We start from the raw sequence: 21161 nt of genomic DNA, 5'->3' as shown, positions 1-21161 counted from the left end.
CTTAAAATAACCCATTTATGGGTAGCAAGTAATCGTTGCATGGCTGGCAGGCCAATAAAAAGCGCACTTGTGCGCAGCCAGTATCGGGTAGGGCTATGCCCGAAAATGAAATACCACCGGCTATGCCGGTGGATTTTTATTGTGTTGTAATTTTTAAAAATCCATGGTACAATAAAATTGTGTAAAGCTTTTTGAAAATTTAACAAGTTTAAGGCATATGGGATTTGAATCCTTTACGCCTATGAGTATATAAAGATTGGCGAATGCTGTTGAAAGGAGAAAAAATGTCAGAAGTAATTCATTATATACTGATTGGTATATCTTTGTTATGTTGGTTTTTAATCATATTGAAGCTAATTCAAAATAAATTTTCACCTGTAAAAACAGTTAAAGCGGAAGTTGTTGACAAATATAAGCCCAATGTAGCTTCTAAGTATCCTGAAAGGTGGAAACCGAAAAGCTGTGTTGTTGTTTTTAAAACAAAAGATAAAAAGCTTTCGTTTGTTGTCTCGGAATTTTCATATGGGAATTATAAAATTAGTAAAAAAGGAACTTTAAAATATAAGGGAAATAAGATTATAAGTTTCAAGTAATTTGATATATCGAATTTTAAAAAGCCTCCCTTTACACAAGGGAGCCTTTGAAAGGTTTGCATCTAAACCTTATGTGTCGTAAATTCGAAGCTTTATGAGGGGTGTATTTATGATAGAATTAAACAAAAATTTTAAAATTCCGGTTGAAAGCATAGCGGGAAAGCAGACGTTTACAAATCCGCTGGGGGATGCGGGGCATCCGGACCCGTGCATTGTATACTGCGAAAAGGAAAAGTGTTATTATGGTATTTCTACCACCGGTACGCACTTCTGGGGAAGCGATGAACTCTTCATTCACCGCTCCGAAAGCCTTGCGGACATGTTTTCAAAGAGTGAAAGCCGTTTGGCATACAAATCCAATGCTGAGGATGACACCTTTGGGTATTTATGGGCGCCCGAGCTGCATTATATCAACGGTAAATGGTACATTTACACAAGCTGTGAGAACAGCCCGGAGGATAATAAAAAGCATATCATTGTTTTAGAGGCAAAGACCGATTCCCCCTTTGACGGGTTTAAGCTGAGCGGACACATGAACAGAGATGTTTTTGCCATTGACCCCTCGGTGTATCAGGATACCGAAAATAACAGACTGTATTTGTGCACTTCAACAGTTATAGACGGGGTACAGACCCTTGCTGTACAGACACTTAAATCGCCCACAGAACCGGTTGGAAAAATAGCCGTTATTGCAAGACCGGAGCTGCCTTGGGAGCTTGTTCCGCCTTATGACAAGGCCCCGATTGTGGAGGGCGGATATTTTGTGAAAAGTCCGAACGGCAGATTGTTCATTTTATACAGCGCCAACGGTTGCTGGAGCGATGATTACGCGGTTGGATTGTTAGAGTTTAAGGGCGGAAAAATGACAGATGCCGATGCCTGGGAGAAATATCCGGAGCCGATACTGAAAAAAGGGAACGGCAACTTCGGACCGGGACATGCCACCTTTTTCTATTCGCCCGATAAAAGTGAGCTTTGGATTTGTCATCATTGTCTGGAGGGGACAAACCCGTCTAACGAGCCGAGAAAACGCAGATGCCATTGTCAGAGGGTTTACTTTGATGAAACGGGCTTTGTACATATCGGCGAGCTTGCACCCTCGGACGTACCCTTTGCGGTGCCCTCGGATTTGTAAAGCACAGAGCGTGATTTTTAAATTCTTCATAAAAATCTATTGTAATTTTTGTCAAGTCATGGTAAAATAAATTTGGTCAGAGTTTTTTTGTGAGACCAAAAAACGGACACCGCAGGCAAATGGTTGCTTTATGTGTCCTGATCCATTGATTTTCCATAAAAAATATTATAAAAAAGGAGATGGGAAAAATGGGAAAACTGGAAAAGTTTTTCAAAATCAAAGAAAGGGGCAGTAGTGTTCGTACCGAAATTATTGCAGGTATTACAACATTTTTAGCAATGTCGTACATTCTTGCGGTAAATCCGGGTTATCTGGGGAGTATTCCGGGTGCAACACCTGCCGGTATCTTCATGGCAACCGCTATTTCAGCGGCAATCGCAACCTTGTGCATGGCGTTTTTTGCAAACTATCCTGTTGCGTTGGCATCAGGCATGGGTCTGAACGCGTTTTTTGCATTCACCGTTTGCGGTGCTATGGGATACTCGTACGAAGTCGCTTTGACTTCCATTCTGGTAGAAGGTATCATCTTTATGATTCTTTCGCTCTTTAAGTTCCGTGAAGCATTGGTAAACAAGATTCCGAACAACTTAAAATACGGTATTACCGCAGGTATCGGTCTGTTTATCGCAATCATCGCACTTTTGAATGCAAAGATTGTTGTGGCTGATCCGGCTACAACTGTAGCACTTGGCGATATTTCCGCACCGGGCGTGGTTTTAGCCTTGGTTGGTCTGCTGCTGATTGGTGTGTTTGATCACTTTAAAGTGCCGGGTGCGATTTTGCTTGGTATTATCGTGACCTGGGTGCTGGGTATTGTTGCAGAGCTTGTGGGTTGGTATGTGCCCGATCCGGCAAACGGCGTTTACTCTGTAATTCCGAATCTTTCCTGGGATGCAATCAAAGCAAACTTTGCCGCACCTGCATTGTTCAAGTTTGATTTCGCATTTATCGTGAAAAACTTTGCAGGCTTTGTGATTGTAACCTTTACATTCCTTTACACTGATATTTTTGATACAGTCGGCACATTAATCGGTGTTGCACAGAAAGGCGATCTTCTGAATGAAAAGGGTGAGCTTCCTAAGGCATCCGGTGCATTGATGGCAGATGCTGTCGGCACAGTTGTGGGTGCGTGCCTCGGTACCTCCACCGTTACAAGCTATGTTGAATCCAGCGCAGGCGTTGCAGCAGGCGGCAGAACCGGTCTTGCTTCGGTAGTGACTGCGATTATGTTTATCATTGCAATCATCTTTGCGCCGGTTTTCCTGGCAATTCCGAGCTTTGCAACAACACCTGCTATGCTGTATGTGGCACTTCTGATGCTTTCGTCCGTTAAAAAAGTTGATTTTGACGGCGATGCGGCAGACGTTATCGGTGCGTTCCTGGCAATCGTTATGATGCCTCTTACATACTCCATCGCAAACGGTATTATGTTTGGTATTTTGGCATGGGTTATCTTGAAAATCCTCTGCGGTAAGGTTAAGGACATCAGCGGTGTTATGTGGATTTCGGTTGCACTGTTTGTGGTATATATTGTACTGAAGGTTTTAGGACTCGCATAACTTAAAAGGAGCACAAAATGAAAGAGTTTTACACAATAGACATTGCAGGCTTGAAACGGGATTTAACCCTTTGTAAGCTGAACGAAAGCTTATACATCGGTGCATTTATTATGTTCGGGGATGTGGAACTGACCAAAAAATCCGCAGAAGAGCTGTTAAAGCTTGCGCCCGAATATGATGTGATGATTACTGCTGAATCCAAAGGTATTCCGCTTTTATATGAAATGGCGCGTCAGGCAGGCAGAAACCATTATATTGTTGCAAGAAAGTCGCCCAAGCTTTATATGAAGGACGTCATCAGCGTAGAGGTGGATTCCATTACCACCAGCCACAGACAGACGCTGTACTTAGATTCTAAAGACGTTGAGGCGATGAAAGGAAAGCGCGTTCTGGTGGTTGACGATGTAATCAGCACGGGTGAATCTCTGGCTGCTCTGGAAAAGCTGATTTCCGAAGCAGGCGGCAATGTCGTTGCCAAAATGGCAGTTCTGGCAGAAGGCGATGCGATTGGCAGAGAGGACATAACCTATCTTGCACCGCTTCCGCTTTTTGACACAGAAGGCAATCCGGTATAATGAGAAAAACAAAAGGACAATTCCTCATGCAGAGGGATTGTCTTTTTTTATTTTGGGGTAGGCAAAAAGTGACATTCTTATCAAAAAGTGTCTTTTTTTGCAAAATCTATTGACAAAGTTGTTTGTGTTGGAGTATAATAAAATGCTATGTATTTTAAAGAGTTGGGCAGAATCCATGCTGCCCGAAAAGCGGAATGACTTGTTTAAAGGGTTCACCATTTTATAAAAAGGTTAGCCTGCCCGGTTTAAAATGGACTGCTTTGCGCCTGACCAGCGGAAAGCGAATGCTTTAGGCAGATAACGGCTTCACCACCCGGTATCAGAATTCCAAAACTTTAAAAGGAGAGTAAAATATTATGAAATTTAGCAAAAGCTTGATAGCCTTTATGCTTGTTTGCTGTATGCTTCTTTCGACAGTACCTGTGTTCGGTGCACAGCTTCAGGCAACGGTTACCGAATTTTATGTACCGGAGGAAGGCTTGGAAATTGCTTGTACAGCAGCAGGGACAGATGGCAGTAATTTAAAGTTTGTTCTCAGTGCGGACAGTGTAAAAGCACTGGGTATTACCCATTCTTACACAAAAGAAAGTCTTTTTAATGCCGAAGGCTCGGTATATGAAGGCTTGGTGCTTTCGGGTACCGTTGCAGTTCCGGACAGCAAGGTAACCGATTCCATGAAAGAAGCAACGGCTGCAGGGACCCCTGCGGTAACCGGCTTTACCTTTACCAATGTTCCCGTTAAGCGTGTGTCTTACAGAAACAATAACGGCTTGTCCTTTGGTATTGACAAAAATAATCTTTTAAACAGAAGCTATGTTACCAATGTAACCGTTTGGGATGCAACCACAGAAACCAGCGTACCTTATGACGGCACACTTACAAAGGCAAACTATCAGAACAGCTCCACAAGCTTCTGGTATGATGCTGTATACTGCCATATGACTGCTTTCAGAGTTGACCGCGGTACATGGACAGATGTTAAGACCTATGACACCGGCGTGTTCCCGGCAAATACCATTTTCATCAATGCCTTTAATCTGGAAAAAACAGCTTTAGATACCGCAACAGTAGATGAAGGGTACAATGATATCACCGCAAGAAGAAACGCAGGAGGCGATTTTGGCATTTTCATTCCGCAGGTGAGCGGTGATTATTATGTATATGCATTAAGACATCACCACAGCTCGGGTGACGGCGACAGAACCTCTAAAATCACCATTTCTACCTCGGGTATTGTAAACAATGTACCGACAGATGTGTCCACAAACTTTGTTTTCTCAGGCAGTGTTGGTGCAACCTCTGCTACCGGACACAGCTTTTTCTGGTGTGCACCTGCAGGGGATGTGGGAACGGTTGCATTAAAGAAAGGCGAGCCGTTCTTGCTCAGAAGAAACAAGGGCGGCAACTATGACAGACTGGCAGGTATTGCTTTGGTACCGGCAGATAAAGACGGAAACAATCCCATGCTCTCTGTAGAGGACGCCACCTGGACCTACACCAATCTTCCTGCAGACGACGAAGAATGGAATATCTGGGAAAAGCTGACTGTTGCAAAGGAAGATGTTAGCGGTTCGGTAACCGTAACGGTAAACGGCGTGGAAACGGTTGTTCCTGCTCTTGCGGCAAGAAAGACAGGCTATGATGCAGAAGAAGGTACACTGGCATGGGGTAAAAAGACCGACCGTAAAGGCGACATCATCACCTACCCGACGGTATTTGATGCATTGGTAACCGCAACAAGCCCCGAAGAAGGCAATGAAAACGGCTATGTACCTTATGATCCGGTTGCTGACGGTATGTCCGCAAATTCCTGCCCGGCAGGCTATGCAATTGAAGTAAACGGCAAAGCATGCCTATATCCTGCAATGACTGAAATCAAGGCAGGGGATGTAATCAATACCGTTGCAAATAATCCCGGGAACTTCAAACCTGCAGCTATGGCATTGCCCGGCGACAATGCATCAGGACTTGCAAGCTACTTCGGTATTGCTGATATAACACAGAATAAGCTGCAGTTCGGTCTGCGCTTAGAACCTGCTTATAAGATTGGTTATACAGCAGATGAAGAGGGGAACAATGCGGCTGATTTTACAGGCTGCAGCCTCAGCGGTTATCTCCGTCCCCGTTACAGTGAACCGCGTTGGGGCACGATTGCACCCGATTCTGCAAGCGCTTTCTATACAGATTCCAAAATCTATTTCGATGCAAAGGTTATGTACAGAGGCACAAACAACAGCGAAGGTCAGCCTTACTTCTACATTGCTGAAAATGAACGGAACGAAGTAACCATTGCGCCTTCAAGAGAAGAAGGCGTCATTACCGTAAACGATACGTTGTTGCATCATCCTTATAAATTCTCAGACAGCGGTAACACCTCCTGGGACTATCTGGGTGCGAACCTGTACCTGATTAACAAAAACGCAGATACAGGGGTTCAGGTGCACAAAAGTGTATATTCTGACCGTGTTTCGCTTACTACCGAAGCAACAAAACAGATTGCACTGTTTGTTATTACCTACGCAGAAGATGGCAAAACTATTACAAACAAACAGATTATTGACAACATCTACCTGACTTGGGAAAAACCGTATGCATTAAACGTTGCAGACAACCAGAAGGTATTCGTATGGGGTCAAAAAACCTATGAAGGCACAACCATGATTCCTTTGGTACAGCCCATTACAAAATAATAAGCAGGAAGGCATGCCACACGGTGTGCTTTCCTTTTTTATTGACAGAAAAAACAAAATGTGATATACTTATCCTACAACAAACTTAGGAGGATTTAACATGTTTAGTTTAAAAAGAACAAGAATTTTTTCGTGTATTTGTTTACTGCTTGCGGTGGTTATGATTTTTGCCGGTTGCAGTAAGGCAAAGGATAATGCGGAAACAACTGCACAGCCGGCAGAGGGCAAGGTGGTTGTTACGGTAGGCGATACCCCGATTTATGATTATGAATTGAAATTTTACTGCATGAACTATGGCATGACTGCAGATGAAATGCTGAACATGCTGGCAGAAAACAACCGCGTAGTAAACTATGCGACAGAAAACGGATATGCTGTTCCGGAAGAAAAAATTGCAGAAGCTGAAGCAATGCTGGATTCTGAAAAGGAACAGTACAAGACAGAGTATGATGCATTTTTGGAAAGGGTTGGCATCACCGAAGAGCAGTACCGCTCGGTTGTACTCAAGTCCTTAAGCTATGAAAATGCCTACAACAGCCTGATTGATATGAATGTGTTGGAAGGCTTTGGCATAGAAGAATTAAAGGCATATTATGATGATAATTTCCTGCGTGCAAAGCACGTTCTGATTGCGTTTACCGATTCTGAGGGCAACGCGGTGGAGGAAGCAGATGCACTTAAAGAAGCACAGGACGTAAAAAAACGTCTGGATGACGGTGAGAGCATTGACGATTTGATGTCCCTTTCGGATGATCCCGGTTCTGCAACCTCTCCGGATGGCTATGTGTTCATCAATACCGACGGTATGGATGATATGGTTAAGCAAAGTCTTTCAGGCTCGGGTCTTGTGATGGTGGATGAATTTACAAAGGGCACAGTTGACCTTGAAATCGGTGCTGTTTCGGAACCCATCAAAACCAATTACGGTTACCATGTAATCCAGAGACTCGATATCAACGAAACCGAAAAGTTCTTTGAAGACAATAAGAGCAAGGTTATGTCTGCAATGACCATGGAACAGCAGGAAGCTTATACCGCAGCCAACGATGCATTTATGAAAACCCTGGAAGGAAAGTATACACTTGAAACCAAGGAAGATGCATTGTCTGTTGTACGCACCGAAGTGGATGCAAAGCTTGCAGAAATGATGGCAGCACAGTCGGATGTACCGACAGAGCCTGTTGTTGAACCCGATGCGGAAGCAGAGGCTGAAGCAGAATAACTTGAATTAAAACGAGCGTAAAAATGCATGGCGTTTTTGCGCTCGAAAGCATTTATTATCTACAAAAAGAGGTGTTTTGTAAATGAATAAGCAGACGGAAAGAGAATCCTTTCGTTCCCGTTGGGGTTTTATCTTAGCATGTATCGGCTCAGCGGTTGGCATGGGCAATATCTGGATGTTTCCTGCCCGCGTTTCCAAATACGGCGGCGGTTCGTTTATTTTGCCGTATTTGCTGTTTGTGGTGCTTTTAGCCTCCAGCGGTATGATTGGCGAAATGACTTTTGGCCGTGCAACCCGTTCGGGTCCCGTGGGCGCGTTCGGCAAGGCGGGTGAAACCAAAAAATGCCGTCGTTTAGGCGAAGCAATCGGTCTGATTCCGGTGCTGGGTTCTCTGGCGATGGCAATCGGGTATTCGGTTGTTATGGGCTGGATTTTAAAATATGCTTGTGAAAGTCTTGTTGGGGCGACACTTTCGCCGGACGGCGGTGATTTCGGTGCGGCTTTTGGCGGTATGGCATCGGCGTTTGGCAATAATATCTGGCAGTCTGCCGCAGTTATCGGAACTTTTCTGATTTTATTTTTCGGCATCAGCCGTGGAATTGAAAACGCAAACAAATTTATGATGCCTCTGTTCTATGTTCTGTTTATCGGACTTGGAATTTATATTGCCTTTCAGCCCGGCTCGGCAGAGGGCTATAAATACTTGTTCCGTATTGAGCCGGAAGCACTTCTGGATTATAAAACCTGGCTGTATGCTTTGGGACAGGCGTTTTTCTCGCTGTCCATTGCAGGGAACGGTACGGTGATTTACGGGTCGTATCTTTCGGACAAGGAGGATATTCCTGCGGCAGCACGCAGAGTGGCATTGTTTGACACTTTAGCGGCGTTGTTGGCGGCTTTGGTTATTATTCCTGCCATGGCACTTACCGCATCGCACGGCGGTGATGCACTAAAGCAGGGCGGCCCCGGGCTGATGTTCATTCATTTGCCTCAGTTGTTCGGGTCTATTCCTTTGGGTGCGCTGATTTGTGCGGTGTTCTTTGTAGCGGTGCTGTTTGCAGGGCTTACCTCGCTGATTAATCTGTACGAGGCACCCATTGCAACGCTTCAGGAAAAGTTCAATTTAAGCCGAAGAAATGCCTGCCTGATTGTGGGGGTTATCGGTCTTGGTGCATCCCTGCTGATTCAGGGGATTGTGTCCGACTGGATGGACTTTTTGTCCATTTATATCTGCCCGCTCGGTGCATTGCTTGCGGCAATCATGCTGTTTTGGGTATTTGGCAAAAAGTTTGTCAGAGAAGAAGTGGAAAAGGGCGCGAAAAAGCCCATCGGCAAGTGGTTTTATCCCCTTTCCAAATACGTTTTTTGTCTGATTTGTATTCTGGTACTGGTGGCAGGCATTCTGCTGGGCGGTATCGGTTAAGAAAGGAAAGCTTATGGATATTATTGGTGTAATAATCATTAATTTATTTCTGGTGCCGTTTATCTCAATGGTCGTTTCGGCAAACCGAAGCGGAAAGCAGATAAAATGTACCATGGAATTCTGGGTACGCTACGGCTGTTATGTTGCCTGGCTGGTGCCTTTGGCAAAAATTGCGGCGACTTGCTTAGAAAAAGCCATCGGTCAGCCGGTAGAGCTGTATTCGGGCTATTATACGCTCGGTGCGGTGGTTATTGCGACACTTTTGCCTTATGTGGCAGAAATTTTCGGCAAAATTTTTAATGTAAAATGTACAATTCAAAAACATGAAAAAGAATAAAAAATTTCTTGTGCTTTATATTTTAACGGCAATTCTGTTTTGCGTCGGAACGGTTATCAGTGTAGCTGCCACATGGATTGCAAGTAATTTTACCGTGGGGATTCAGGAAATTCTGTTTACCTTAAACAATCCCATGAACGGTGCCAACACCGACGTTGTCTCGATAGGACTTAAGGCTTGTCTGCCGTTGGTCGCGGTTTGCGTTGCAGGAATAATCCTTATTTTGTGCGTGGATTACAAAACAAGAATTCAAATCCTGCTCAGCGGTAAAATCATTGGTATTCCGTGCAAAATCCGTCTTTCTAAATGGATGCGTATCGGGGCGTTGCTTTTAGGTGTCGTACTGGTGATTGGCTCGGTATGGAAGTTAGATACCGCCTTAGGCATCAGCGACTATCTGCAGTTAAAATTACAGCGCACAACCATTTATGAAGAATATTATGTAGACCCTGCAGAGGTAACCATTTCTGCAGAAAAGCCGAAAAACCTGATTTATATCTATATGGAAAGCATGGAAACCAACTTTCAGTCTAAGCAGGAGGGCGGCGTTTGCAAGGAGAATCTGATTCCGCACCTGACACAGATGGCGAAGGAAAATATCTCCTTTTCCCATAATGAGCAGGTGGGCGGATTCCGTTCTTTGGGCGGAACCTACTGGACAACCGGTGCCTTGCTTGGCTCCGGTTCGGGCGTGCCCTTTTCGTTTCCTGTAGAGGGCAGTTCCATGAACAACTATACATATTTCGCGCCGGGTCTTACAACCATGGGGGACATTCTGGAGGAAAAAGGCTATAATCAGGTATTTTTATGCGGTTCCGATTCGGATTTCGGAGGCAGAAAAAGCCTCTATACCCAGCACGGCAATTTTGAAATATTTGATTTATTCACCGCCCGGGAAAAAGGCTATATTCCAAAAGATTATTTTAAATGGTGGGGCTTTGAAGATGAAATCCTATACAAAATTGCAAAGGATGAGTTAAACCGTCTGTCTAAGGCAGGTCAGCCCTTTAACTTAACCATGCTGACGGTGGATACCCATATGGTGGGCGGGTATGTCTGTGATTTGTGCGGGGATACTTATCCGAACCCTTCCGAAAATGTGTTCGCCTGCGCAGACAAGCAGGTGTATGAATTTGTAAAATGGTGCAGGCAACAGCCCTTTTTTGAGGATACGGTGATTGTCATCAGCGGTGACCACATGTGCCGTGACACAACTGTCATCGGCAGTATGCACGATTTTGACCATACGGTGTATAACTGCTTTATCAATGCGGACGCACCCGAGAAATTGCATACAAAAAACAGGGATTTCTGTTCGCTGGATATGTTCCCGACCGTGCTTTCAGCAATGGGCTTTACCTTTGAAGGTGACCGTCTGGGTTTGGGTACAAATCTGTTTTCGGATGCACAGACTCTGGCGGAAGAAATGGGTATAGATGTGTTTACGCAGGAACTTTACAAATACTCAGAGTTTTATATGGATGAGTTTGCACAGTAGCGGATGGAAGGAAAAAACATTGACTTTTGTTTGGAATTGTGCTATACTCTTTATGCGATAATTTTCAAGGAGGTGATTGCATGGAGACAGCAATTGTAACAATTATTAACCTGTTTTTTGTACCGATGTTTGCGACATCTATTTATGCACGTCGGCATCAGCTGCTCCAGAACGGCTTTCAGGCGCGTGTTATTGCAATTTATATGATGATGACGGCTGTAATGGTGCCTATTATGAAAGGTATCGAATATATGGTGGACTTTTGTTTCACCTACGACCTTCAGGTGAATTCCGGCTATTATACAATCGGAGCAATTATTGTTGCTGTCATTTTACCCTATGTGGTTGAATTGTTTCAGAAATGCTTTGCAGTAGAATGTGAGATTGAAAAATGAAAAAGAAATCTTTAATATTGTATATACTGAATGCGTTATTGCTGATTTTAAGCATTTCGGTGGTAGTTGCCTGCATTTGGGCGGGTAAAAAATATGTATTTGGGATTCGTGAAATTCTGTATACGTTAAACGGACCTATGGAGGGTACCGACACCAGTATGCTGACAAACGGTCTTAAGGACTGTCTGCCCATCCTCATTCCCATCATGATTATCATCGTGCTCTTTTTTGCGATGGATTACCACAAACGCTTTAAAATTCGCATCAAAGGTATGTTTTTCGGTTTAAAATGCGATTTTGAATTTATGAAATATTTTCGCAAGATCGTTGCGTTTATCGTTGTGGGCGGATTGATTGGTTCTACCATTATGGTGGAGGAGACCTTTGAAATCACAGCATACATTCGTTCCAAAAATGCTGTATCTACCATTTATGAAGAACGGTATATAGATCCTTCAAGTGTAGAAATCAAGGACCCGCAGGAAAAGAAAAATTTAATCCTGATTTATCTGGAGAGTATGGAAAATACCTACCAGTCTGTGCAGGAGGGCGGTATTCAGAAGGACAATCTTCTGCCGAATCTGACCGCGCTTGCCAAGGAAGGCATTTCCTTCTCGGATGACGATAAAATAGGCGGTTTCCGTTCCATTGACGGTACAACCTGGACGGCAGGCGCATTGTTTGCGACCTCCTCGGGTGTACCCTTCTCCTTCCCGGTACAGCGAAATTCCATGGACAAGTATGAAAAATTCGCACCCGGTATTATAACCTTAGGGGATATCTTACTGGAAAGAGGCTATGTTCAGGAATTCCTTTGCGGCTCGGATGCTGTATTTGGCGGCAGAAAGAATCTGTTTACCCAGCACGGTAACTATCAGATCTATGATTTGTTTACCGCGCAGGATGCAGGCTATTTGCCCACCCCCGATTATGATAACGAATTCTGGGGCTATGAGGATATGTATCTGTATCAGATTGCCAAAGACGAGATTACCCGTCTTGCACAGGGGGAACAGCCCTTTAACTTTACCATGTTGACGGTGGATACCCATTGTACCGACGGTTACCTTTGCAGTATCTGCGGGGATGAGTACGAAAACATGACCGCAAATGTTGTGGCATGTGCCGACAAGCAGTTGGGCGAATTTATCGACTGGTGTAAGCAACAGCCGTTCTATGAGGATACGGTGATTGTCATCACCGGTGACCATCCGCGTATGGACAAACAGCTGGTTGAAGAAGAACCCGATTATCTGGAGCGTACAGTTTATAACTGCTTCTTAAACGCACAGGTCGGTGGTAAAATCAACATGAAGAACCGTGATTTTACAGCTATGGATATGTTTCCGACGATTTTAGCGGCGTTAGGCTTTGAAATTGAGGGAGATTCGCTGGGTCTTGGTGTGAATATGTTCTCCAAGAAGGAAACCCTTGCGGAAGAGATGGGTGTTCGCAATCTGCAGAACATCCTGAATATGCAGTCTAACTACTATCTTGAACACTTTATGTTTGAAAGACACTAAAACGGTTTAAAAAAGAAAGCATATCGCGTATAAGCGGTATGCTTTTTTGTGCAAAAATAACAAAACGACAGGAGAGAGAACATGAAAAGATTGATTTCGGTTGTAATGGCGGTGCTTTTGGTCAGCATCAATGCTTCGGCGGCATCCTTTTTGGATGTACCCGAAAGCCATTGGGCACATGCCATTATAAATGAGTTGGCAGACAGCGGTGTTATCAACGGTGTTACCAACGAGACCTATGAGCCGGAAAGCCCCCTTACCCGCGCACAGTTTGTCAAGCTGATTGTGTGTGCTCTGGAGGATTATGATTCGTCAGTAGCGTATGCACCTGCTTTTTCGGATACGACAGCAGATGCCTGGTATACCCCGTATGTAGCGTGCGGAGTGCAGAGCGGTGTCATCACGCGTGATACAGACCTTTTCCGTCCCGATGACCCCATCACCCGTGGGGAAGCGGCAATCTGGATGATTAACGGTATGGGCGTTTCTTCGGACGCAACCTGTCCTTTTTCGGATGTTACCGATGCAAAGCAAAAGGTAGCGGTGGGCACTGCGGCAGAGTACGGATTAATCAACGGCTACGAGGACGGCACCTTTAAGCCTGACAACACATTAACCCGTGCGGAAGCGGCGGCGCTGATCAGCAGAATGATGCAGAAAACGAAATCTTTTCATGCGATTCGTGAGGATTCTGCCAACGAGATTGTGTTTAAAGACAATGTAAAATACGTTGAATCCGGCGAAAAAAATGCCATTTCCAACATAGACAGCACAAAGAAAACCGTAACCCTTTCCAATGCGGACGCGGTTGTAAAGGCATTGCGCAAAGGGGATATTTTGTACATACCGGCATGCAACAATCTGCCCGAGGGGCTGATTGCCAAAATTACAAACGTTAAAAAAAGCGGAAACAATGTAACCGTGACCTGTGCACAGCCCGAGCTTGATGAGTTTGTGGAATCCATTGACATTTCAACCGTTGTGACCGCTTCTCCTGAGCATTTTAAAGCAGGCAACGGCCTGGTTACGGCAGGTGCACCGAATCTTGGCAACACAGGCAAGGTGGAATCGGATTTTGATACCGTAATCAATGGTGGTGTTACGGGCGATTTTAAGGGCGGTAAGCTGCGCTGGAAAGCGACCGGCACGGCAATCGAAACCGGAACCATTCATTATGAAACCGAAAACTATGCCACCAAGGATGGGGCGTATGCGTCGCTGGACATGGAGCTTAAAGTGCTGGTGGATGTTTACCTTGCAGGGAAAAATTTAAAAGCAGAGCAGGTATTGGCACATGCAAGTGCCGTAACCGATACTACTGCGGTGTTTGGATATTCCAAAAGCGCTTCTGCCGAGCAGGTATTTAAGCTTCCCGAATGTGAAATTCCTGTGGCAGGTCCTGTGAAGGTTGGTCTTACCTTGTATGCGGTGATGCGTGCAGAGGGTGAATTTACGGTGGAAGCCATTGCAGATATCCGCACCGATGCAGGTATGCGCTATTATAACGGAGAATTTGAAACCTGGAACGATCCGCTGGTTACCCCGACCGTTAAGGCAGATGCAGACGGCAGTCTGGAAATCGGACCCGGTGTGGAAGCTGCGGTAAAGATTGATTGCGGTAGTGATTTCTTCTTGGGCGATATCGGTCTGGTTGAGCTTGGGGCAGAGGTCGGAACCGGCATCAACGGTCAGGTGGATGTGGAGCAGAGTGTTTCGGTGGGTCTTGACGGTGTGGAATATACCGGCAACCAGATGAAGCCGGACGAAAACGGTGTGATTCATGACTGCTATGCCTGCTTCTTTGGGGATATTTATCTGTATTCGCAGTTCAGCGCAGGTCTGGCAGACGAGTTGAACGAATGGGTCAAAGAGGATTTTGACATAGATGCGACCGTGAAAAGTCCCAAATACACAGCAGTAGTTAACCCCTGGCATTTTTCTGTGGGCGGTACAGAGTGGAAAGGGCCTGAGTTTGAACTGAATGCCTGCGACCATAAGCTGTATCAGACCGATTTTACGGTTATCAATTCTAAAACCAAAGAGTCGGTGAGCGGGGTAACCCTTTACATCAGCGATAAGCCTGAGGTAACGGTTGACGGAAGCGGAAAGTACAGAACACATTTAAAGCCCGATGCGTATGTGTTAAAAGCAACGGCTGACGGATATCAGGATTATCAGGGCATTTTCTACGTGCTTCGGGATAAAAATGTAGTGGAAATTGCCATGGAGGAAGAAACGGTAGATACGGTGTATTCTTCAAACATTGCTTATTATAACGGTGTGACCAATGTTCTCGGAAAGGTGCCGGGACTTACGAATTTCTCATTCAAACCGGCTAAGTATGATTATGTATGCGGAATCGCCTTTTATAAGAACCGATTATACTATTCCTGCAAGGAGGCAGGCACCTCGGACTATTATTCTGCCATCTATTCTTGCAACCCGGACGGCAGTGATTTGCGGTTGATTGCAGATACGCCCTGGGGTAGTGGCTTTTCGACTCACTTTATGATTACGGGCGACAAGGTATATTATAGCTCCAGCCATCAAAGCAAGACGCTGAAATATTACGATATACAAACGGGGCAGACTTGCGATACAGGTCTTACAAATAATGATTATATGATTTATGCAAACGGCGATTACATTTACTATGCAACCTACAGCAGGGCAAGCAAAAACTATCGCATTTACCAAAAAAGCATGAAAACCGGTGAGGTAAAACAGATTACAAGCTGTAAAAGCATTTATGATTACAATATTCTGCCGGGTGAAAATGGGGAAGTGTACTATGTAACCGGCAAAAAAGTGGTGCGCTATAACGGGGATAACAGCGAGGTGATTTTGAATTCAGATACTTCTATTTCAAACATTCATGCCATTACAGGGGATTTACTCTATTATTCCTATTACAGCGGAAATTATGGCTATTTAAGCAGATACAACATGGCAACCGGTACAGTGGAACTTTTGGACTACCACAGAACAGCCGGTGGCGGTGACCCGTACTTTAACTGGTAAAACAAAAATGTCGGCATAAGGGACATACTCTTAAGGACAGTAATTCAAAAGGCAGAAACGAAATCAATCGTTTCTGCCTTTTGTCGTAGGGGCAATTCACGAATCGCCCGTTTTATAAGGTTTTAGGATATCCTAAATATTTGGAAAATGCCTTATATTTCCTTGCTTGGTATAGTGCCGGATACAAAATCAAGCTAAATAAAAGTTTAAAAAAATATTGATATAACATAAAAAATGTGATATACTAATTGTGCCAAACTAACTTAATAATTAAGATTTAGCAGTATTTTTGTTTTTAGGAATATTATACTCTTTTTTCTGCAACAATATTTTGGATTTGATAAAAATGTTGACTCCACTAAATATTGTTGTGGAATATTCCTATCTCTATTTAAGTTAGTTTGGCGACTATCGGAGTTGACGTTTTTTATGCGTCTACTCTGGTAGGCGCATTTTTTAATTTGTAAATAAGTAATGAGGAAAGGAGGCAGGTTTTTCTTTTTGTTTCGCAAATTGGAAAGTGTAATATACAAATTGAAATGGAGGAAAAAAACAGAATGAAAAACAGATTACAAGGGTTGGTTGCAGGTATTCTGATTGGGGCAATACTGACAAGTGGGATAGCTTTTGCAAGAAGTAGAACAGAAATGATTGAGGCACTGTATAACAACGTAAAAATTTATGTTGACGGTGTAAAAATTGAACCAAAAGATGCTACAGGGAACGCGGTTGAGCCGTTTATTTATAACGGTACTACATACTTGCCTGTTCGTGCTGTAGGTGAAGCAATTGGCAAAATCGTTACATGGGATGGAGCAACACAAAGTGTATATCTTGGGGATAAACCTGGAAATGTGAAATATATGATGGATGTTTGTCCGGCGTTTCAATTTAATAGTACGTATTACGAAGAATGTACGACTAAAAATGGTAAATACTTTGAAATGGGTGGAAAAAAATATTCTAACGGATTTTATGCTACGGCTATAACCAACAGTAATGGGAATGCAGGAAATGCTGCTTTTTATAACTTAGACGGCAAATATAAAACTTTAACGTTCATGGCAGGTGCAGTGGATAACCAGTTGTCACGTGATTCTGAATTTCGTATATATGCAGATGATAAATTAATAAAAACTGTTGAAATAAAAATAGGAAGTTTACCCCAAAAATATACATTAAATATAGACAACGCACTACAACTTAAAATAGAAATGTGTGCAAGTGTTAATTGGGCAAGCGTTGGGGAAATTGGAATGGCTGAGATTATTTTAAATTAAATTTTTGTCCGGTACCGCAACAGGCGGGGAAAATGTATATCATTTTCCAAACGTTTAGGATATCCTAAGACCTTAAAAACGGGTCAGTGTGAGCATACACTACAAGCGGTTCGTCGGAAACCGCCCAACCCTACGAAAAAGGCAGAAACGAAATCAATCGTTTCTGCCTTTTAAAATTACTTTTCTTTATAGTATGCCTCATATGCCGACATTTTTTATTTATGAGGTAGTAGCTTTTTGAGAATAAAGCCTATCATGCAACAAACTGCTACGGGTACAACCCAATGCAAATCCATATTTGCAAAGGGAAGTGCGTTAAAGAATGTAAATCGGATGCCGTAGCTTTGCAAAACCTGCAATATGCCGACTGCAAAACCAAGACCTGCACACAAACGAACAATAAATTTTGGAAGCTTCTGCCGAACAAAGCACAGCAGAATCATAATCAGAATAGGCGGATACAGAATGCTTAAAATGGGAGAAGCAAAATTGACCAGCCCGTCCACACCGATGCAGGAAGCAACTGCGCTGAAAATGCAGATGATCAGCACCAGATGGCTGTATTTGATTTTCCCGCCCGAAAGGGTGCTGATATAGTCCGCGCAAGCGCCTGTCAGGGCAATGGCGGTAGAAAGGCACGCAAACCCTGCCACCACCGCAAAAAACCAAAGTCCGAAGTTTCCCGGAAACAGCTGACGGATGATTTCTGTTAAAAGCTCGGTGCGTCCGGTGTGCATGGTAAAGTTAGGAGAGGTGGAAAATACGGCACCTAAAAAGGTTAAGCCCAAATATACCACCAAAAGCCCAAAGCCTGCCACAAAGCTTGCAATTGCAATCGTGTTGCGCTTGGCGGATTTTTCGGTATGTCCTTTTTCCACAGCACTGTGTGTAATCAGCGCACCGAAAATGATGGCGGCAAGCACGTCCATGGACTGGTAGCCTGCCTGAATGCCTGCGGCGGCGACACTTAAGGTTTTGGGCGCGGAAAGATTGCCGTCAAAGGCGAAAATGCCTAAAGCAATCAGTACCAGTAAGCCTAAAAATAAGACGGGCGTTAACACCTTGCCGACCACATCCACCACCGCTGATTTTTTAATACAAAGCACATAAACCAGCGCAAAAAAAGCAATGTAAAAGGGAATGGGATTCAGTGCAGGAAATAACGGCAATAAAGAAAGCTCAAAGGTGGTTGCACCGGTACGGGGAATACAGATAATCGGTCCGATACACAAAACCACGCTGAGCATCAGCAGTTTCGGTAAAAATTTTCCGAGTCCATCAAAAAGGGATTCGGGTAAGTCGTTTTTCAAAAGGGCAAAAACGGTCAGCACGGCAAGCCCGATGTCCGCCAGGAAATAGCAGATAAATGCGATAAACCATTGTGTACCGGCTTCAAAGCCCAAAAATGGCGGAAAAATCATATTGCCTGCGCCAAAAAACATGGAAAACAGCGCCGCACCAATGACAATACCGTCTTTTTTTACTGAATTCTTCAAATAATCACCAACTTTAAAATTTTGACTTTACTATTTTATCATAAAAGGGCATCAGAATCAAGATTATTATGCCTCGCCCGGAAAAAAACATGAGAAACACTTGATAATCTTAAAAAAATATGTTAAACTAATGGCAGAAAGGGGTTTATTCAATGAAAATCAAACTCAATCCCAATCCCGAGGTGGTCAAGGTTATCAAAGAGGGATTAAAGCAAAAAGGCGGATATTGTCCCTGCCGTGTGGAGAAAACCGAAGACTATAAATGCATGTGCAAGGAATTCAGAGAGCAGATTGCAGACGAAAGCTTTGAAGGCTATTGCCATTGTATGTTATACTACAAATCGTTAGAGGAGGATGCGTAATGGAAATTACAGTTACAAGTGCAAATTTTGAACAGGAAGTTTTAAAGAGCGATTTACCCGTTTTGCTGGACTTTTGGGCAACCTGGTGCGGACCTTGCCAGATGATTGCGCCGATTGTTGCGGAAATCGCAGAAGAATATGCAGGAAAAGTAAAGGTTGGCAAAGTCAATGTAGACCAAGAGGGTGCACTTGCTATGCAGTTTGGTATTCAGAGCATCCCGACCCTGCTGTATTTTAAAGGCGGTAAGCTGCAAGACACTAAAATCGGCTACTGCACAAAGGACCAGATTACAAACATGTTTTGAGGGAAGAAAATGATTCTTACGATAGATATCGGAAACACCAACATTGTGCTTGGTGGTTTCTTCAACGAGCAACTGAAATTCGTGGCACGCATTGCAACGGATGCGACCTTAACCGAGGACGAATATGCAGGCAAGCTTTTGACCATTTTAAATATTCATAATGTGGCGCAGGACATGATTTCGGGTGCGATTATTTCATCGGTTGTACCGCCTCTTAACCGCATTATGGAAAAGGCGGTTCGGTTTGTCTGCAAGGTAGAGCCGATTTTGGTAGGACCGGGTGTAAAAACGGGCATCAATATCCATTGTGACGACCCCTCTTCGGTGGGCGCGGACTTAATTTGCTGTTGTGTTGCGGCACATAACCTATACGGTAGCCCCTGCCTGATTGTGGACATGGGTACAGCCACTAAAATTTTGTATGTAAACGACAAAGGAACTTTTGAGGGCGCATCCATTATCCCGGGCGTTATGATGGGCTTAAAAGCCCTTTCCTCCGGCACGGCACAGCTGCCGCAGGTGGGACTTGAGGCACCCAAATCCGTGATTGGGAAAAACACGGTGGATTGTATGCGCGGCGGTGTGGTTTACGGCAACGCGGCAATGCTGGACGGTATGCTGGACAGATATTTAGAGGAGATTGGCAAAGACATTCCTGTGGTGGCAACCGGCGGTATGGCAAACGTGATTGTGCCCCATTGTAAGCATAAAATCACGTTGGATGGTGACCTGCTTCTTAAGGGCTTGTACACCATTTATCAAAAGAACAAATGAATATTTTCTCCCGTTTAAGGGGGTAAATATAAAAAAGCGTTGTACCGCATTTTGCGGACGACAGCAAGGAGGCAATTTTTATGAAAACAAAAAACAAAAAACGAGCAGACCGCGTAAAAACGCAGAAGACGGTTGTGGCAAAGCCGAAAGCGCTTACCCGCGCGGAAAAAACAAAGAACATGGTGCTGACCGGTATTTTAACCGCTTTGGTTGTGGTTTTATACTGGGTCGGAACGGTGTTTAAGGTTGGGACGGTGTCCATTACCCTTACGCTGATTCCCATTGTCATCGGCGCAGCACTTTGCGGAACAAAAGCTGCAGTGTGGTTAGGGTTGGTGTTTGGCATCAATGTGCTGGCAGACCCGACCACCAGTATGTTCATGACCTGGAACATCGGCGGTACTTTTATTACGGTACTGGCAAAAGGTGCCCTTTGCGGACTCGCTGCTGCATATACATACCAAAAATTTGCAGACCGCAACAAAATTTTCGCCGTATTTGCGGCAGGTGTGGTTTGCCCCGTGGTGAACACCGCAGTTTTCCTTTTGGGCTGTGTGATGTTCTTCTTCCAGGGCGTAAGCAGTATGGCGAGCAATGCAGGACAGAATGTATTTTTGTTCATGATTGTGGGCTTTGTGGGTCTTAACTTCATTGTTGAACTGGTGATTAACATGATTGTAAGCCCTGCCATTATCAGAATTTTAGATATTCGCAAAAAAGCATAAAAATAGAGGGACTGTAAATTTATTACAGCCCCTTTTTTAGGGAATAGGAAAAAATGTTTGGAATGGACAAACTGAGCCCAAACCGTGCTATATCGCGGTTTGGGGCAACCCGAAGGCGTACAAAGGTACGTCGAGAGGCGAAGTTTGTTCATAGCAAAAACGCATTTATCAAAAGAAAACACGCAAAACTTTGCGTGTTTTCTTCATTTGGTGTCGTTCTTGTAAGTTTGTACAAACTTTGTTTGCCT

At 44.1% G+C, this 21161-nt stretch carries 18 protein-coding genes; 17 read left to right on the top strand and 1 reads right to left on the bottom strand.

The window, feature by feature from the left end; all coding sequences use genetic code 11:
• Nucleotides 1–284 precede the first annotated feature (284 nt).
• The 13 genes from IJE10_05900 (at nucleotide 285) to IJE10_05840 (ending at nucleotide 17251) form a co-directional block, all read left to right on the top strand.
• Nucleotides 285–593, top strand: a complete 309-nt coding sequence (locus tag IJE10_05900; protein ID MBQ2967634.1) for a DUF2500 family protein — start codon at nucleotides 285–287, stop codon at nucleotides 591–593.
• Between the two features lie 109 nt (nucleotides 594–702).
• Nucleotides 703–1728 carry a family 43 glycosylhydrolase gene (locus IJE10_05895; GenBank protein MBQ2967633.1) on the top strand — a complete coding sequence of 342 codons (1026 nt, stop codon included), beginning with the start codon at nucleotides 703–705 and terminating at the stop codon, nucleotides 1726–1728.
• Between the two features lie 197 nt (nucleotides 1729–1925).
• Nucleotides 1926–3287: an NCS2 family permease gene (locus tag IJE10_05890; protein MBQ2967632.1), complete on the top strand. Its 1362-nt coding sequence runs from the start codon at nucleotides 1926–1928 to the stop codon at nucleotides 3285–3287.
• Between the two features lie 17 nt (nucleotides 3288–3304).
• Nucleotides 3305–3862, top strand: coding sequence for an adenine phosphoribosyltransferase (locus tag IJE10_05885; protein ID MBQ2967631.1), 558 nt, complete (start codon nucleotides 3305–3307; stop codon nucleotides 3860–3862).
• Between the two features lie 356 nt (nucleotides 3863–4218).
• The gene (locus tag IJE10_05880; protein ID MBQ2967630.1) at nucleotides 4219–6552 is read left to right on the top strand and encodes a hypothetical protein; all 2334 of its coding nucleotides are present in this window, start codon (nucleotides 4219–4221) and stop codon (nucleotides 6550–6552) included.
• 100 nt (nucleotides 6553–6652) lie between these two features.
• On the top strand, nucleotides 6653–7774 hold the full coding sequence (locus IJE10_05875; GenBank protein MBQ2967629.1) for a peptidylprolyl isomerase: 1122 nt from the start codon (nucleotides 6653–6655) through the stop codon (nucleotides 7772–7774).
• A gap of 82 nt (nucleotides 7775–7856) precedes the next feature.
• Nucleotides 7857–9197, top strand: coding sequence for a sodium-dependent transporter (locus IJE10_05870; protein MBQ2967628.1), 1341 nt, complete (start codon nucleotides 7857–7859; stop codon nucleotides 9195–9197).
• 13 nt (nucleotides 9198–9210) lie between these two features.
• Nucleotides 9211–9534: a hypothetical protein gene (locus IJE10_05865; protein ID MBQ2967627.1), complete on the top strand. Its 324-nt coding sequence runs from the start codon at nucleotides 9211–9213 to the stop codon at nucleotides 9532–9534.
• Nucleotides 9521–11032: an LTA synthase family protein gene (locus tag IJE10_05860; GenBank protein MBQ2967626.1), complete on the top strand. Its 1512-nt coding sequence runs from the start codon at nucleotides 9521–9523 to the stop codon at nucleotides 11030–11032. Before IJE10_05865 ends, IJE10_05860 begins: the two co-directional genes overlap by 14 nt.
• Nucleotides 11033–11112: 80 nt before the next feature.
• Nucleotides 11113–11427, top strand: a complete 315-nt coding sequence (locus tag IJE10_05855; GenBank protein MBQ2967625.1) for a hypothetical protein — start codon at nucleotides 11113–11115, stop codon at nucleotides 11425–11427.
• Nucleotides 11424–12950 (top strand): LTA synthase family protein, encoded by a 1527-nt coding sequence (locus tag IJE10_05850; GenBank protein ID MBQ2967624.1) that lies wholly within the window; start codon nucleotides 11424–11426, stop codon nucleotides 12948–12950. Before IJE10_05855 ends, IJE10_05850 begins: the two co-directional genes overlap by 4 nt.
• A gap of 81 nt (nucleotides 12951–13031) precedes the next feature.
• A complete protein-coding gene (locus IJE10_05845) occupies nucleotides 13032–15971 on the top strand; it encodes an S-layer homology domain-containing protein (GenBank protein MBQ2967623.1) in 2940 nt (979 codons plus the stop codon).
• 557 nt (nucleotides 15972–16528) lie between these two features.
• The gene (locus IJE10_05840; GenBank protein ID MBQ2967622.1) at nucleotides 16529–17251 is read left to right on the top strand and encodes an NPCBM/NEW2 domain-containing protein; all 723 of its coding nucleotides are present in this window, start codon (nucleotides 16529–16531) and stop codon (nucleotides 17249–17251) included.
• 215 nt (nucleotides 17252–17466) lie between these two features.
• On the opposite strand, the gene brnQ is transcribed toward IJE10_05840, so the two are convergent.
• The gene (brnQ, locus tag IJE10_05835) at nucleotides 17467–18747 is read right to left on the bottom strand and encodes a branched-chain amino acid transport system II carrier protein (GenBank protein MBQ2967621.1); all 1281 of its coding nucleotides are present in this window, start codon (nucleotides 18745–18747) and stop codon (nucleotides 17467–17469) included.
• Nucleotides 18748–18899: 152 nt separating this feature from the next.
• Here brnQ and IJE10_05830 point away from each other — a divergent pair, with 152 nt between their 5' ends.
• The 4 genes from IJE10_05830 (at nucleotide 18900) to IJE10_05815 (ending at nucleotide 20913) form a co-directional block, all read left to right on the top strand.
• Nucleotides 18900–19109 carry a ferredoxin thioredoxin reductase catalytic beta chain gene (locus IJE10_05830; GenBank protein ID MBQ2967620.1) on the top strand — a complete coding sequence of 70 codons (210 nt, stop codon included), beginning with the start codon at nucleotides 18900–18902 and terminating at the stop codon, nucleotides 19107–19109.
• Entirely contained in the window at nucleotides 19109–19414 is a 306-nt protein-coding gene (trxA, locus tag IJE10_05825; protein ID MBQ2967619.1) for a thioredoxin, read from the top strand. Before IJE10_05830 ends, trxA begins: the two co-directional genes overlap by 1 nt.
• A 9-nt stretch (nucleotides 19415–19423) precedes the next feature.
• A complete protein-coding gene (locus IJE10_05820; protein MBQ2967618.1) occupies nucleotides 19424–20188 on the top strand; it encodes a type III pantothenate kinase in 765 nt (254 codons plus the stop codon).
• Between the two features lie 80 nt (nucleotides 20189–20268).
• The gene (locus tag IJE10_05815; protein ID MBQ2967617.1) at nucleotides 20269–20913 is read left to right on the top strand and encodes an ECF transporter S component; all 645 of its coding nucleotides are present in this window, start codon (nucleotides 20269–20271) and stop codon (nucleotides 20911–20913) included.
• The last annotated feature ends 248 nt before the right edge of the window (nucleotides 20914–21161 follow it).

This window comes from Clostridia bacterium (assembly GCA_017410375.1).
In the GTDB taxonomy this organism is placed as follows: Bacteria; Bacillota; Clostridia; order RGIG6154; family RGIG6154; genus RGIG6154.
Note: the sequence above shows the minus strand (reverse complement) of the source record. Positions and strands in the feature narration are given on the sequence as shown.

What these genes read in the sequence shown, in the direction of transcription:
- IJE10_05815 (MBQ2967617.1), top strand. Translation starts at nt 20,269, where the DNA reads ATGAAAACAAAAAACAAAAAACGAGCAGACCGCGTAAAAACGCAGAAG.
- IJE10_05900 (MBQ2967634.1), top strand. Translation starts at nt 285, where the DNA reads ATGTCAGAAGTAATTCATTATATACTGATTGGTATATCTTTGTTATGT.
- IJE10_05830 (MBQ2967620.1), top strand. Translation starts at nt 18,900, where the DNA reads ATGAAAATCAAACTCAATCCCAATCCCGAGGTGGTCAAGGTTATCAAA.
- IJE10_05860 (MBQ2967626.1), top strand. Translation starts at nt 9,521, where the DNA reads ATGAAAAAGAATAAAAAATTTCTTGTGCTTTATATTTTAACGGCAATT.
- IJE10_05855 (MBQ2967625.1), top strand. Translation starts at nt 11,113, where the DNA reads ATGGAGACAGCAATTGTAACAATTATTAACCTGTTTTTTGTACCGATG.
- IJE10_05845 (MBQ2967623.1), top strand. Translation starts at nt 13,032, where the DNA reads ATGAAAAGATTGATTTCGGTTGTAATGGCGGTGCTTTTGGTCAGCATC.
- IJE10_05865 (MBQ2967627.1), top strand. Translation starts at nt 9,211, where the DNA reads ATGGATATTATTGGTGTAATAATCATTAATTTATTTCTGGTGCCGTTT.
- IJE10_05885 (MBQ2967631.1), top strand. Translation starts at nt 3,305, where the DNA reads ATGAAAGAGTTTTACACAATAGACATTGCAGGCTTGAAACGGGATTTA.
- IJE10_05875 (MBQ2967629.1), top strand. Translation starts at nt 6,653, where the DNA reads ATGTTTAGTTTAAAAAGAACAAGAATTTTTTCGTGTATTTGTTTACTG.
- trxA (MBQ2967619.1), top strand. Translation starts at nt 19,109, where the DNA reads ATGGAAATTACAGTTACAAGTGCAAATTTTGAACAGGAAGTTTTAAAG.
- IJE10_05850 (MBQ2967624.1), top strand. Translation starts at nt 11,424, where the DNA reads ATGAAAAAGAAATCTTTAATATTGTATATACTGAATGCGTTATTGCTG.
- IJE10_05895 (MBQ2967633.1), top strand. Translation starts at nt 703, where the DNA reads ATGATAGAATTAAACAAAAATTTTAAAATTCCGGTTGAAAGCATAGCG.
- IJE10_05870 (MBQ2967628.1), top strand. Translation starts at nt 7,857, where the DNA reads ATGAATAAGCAGACGGAAAGAGAATCCTTTCGTTCCCGTTGGGGTTTT.
- IJE10_05880 (MBQ2967630.1), top strand. Translation starts at nt 4,219, where the DNA reads ATGAAATTTAGCAAAAGCTTGATAGCCTTTATGCTTGTTTGCTGTATG.
- IJE10_05840 (MBQ2967622.1), top strand. Translation starts at nt 16,529, where the DNA reads ATGAAAAACAGATTACAAGGGTTGGTTGCAGGTATTCTGATTGGGGCA.
- IJE10_05820 (MBQ2967618.1), top strand. Translation starts at nt 19,424, where the DNA reads ATGATTCTTACGATAGATATCGGAAACACCAACATTGTGCTTGGTGGT.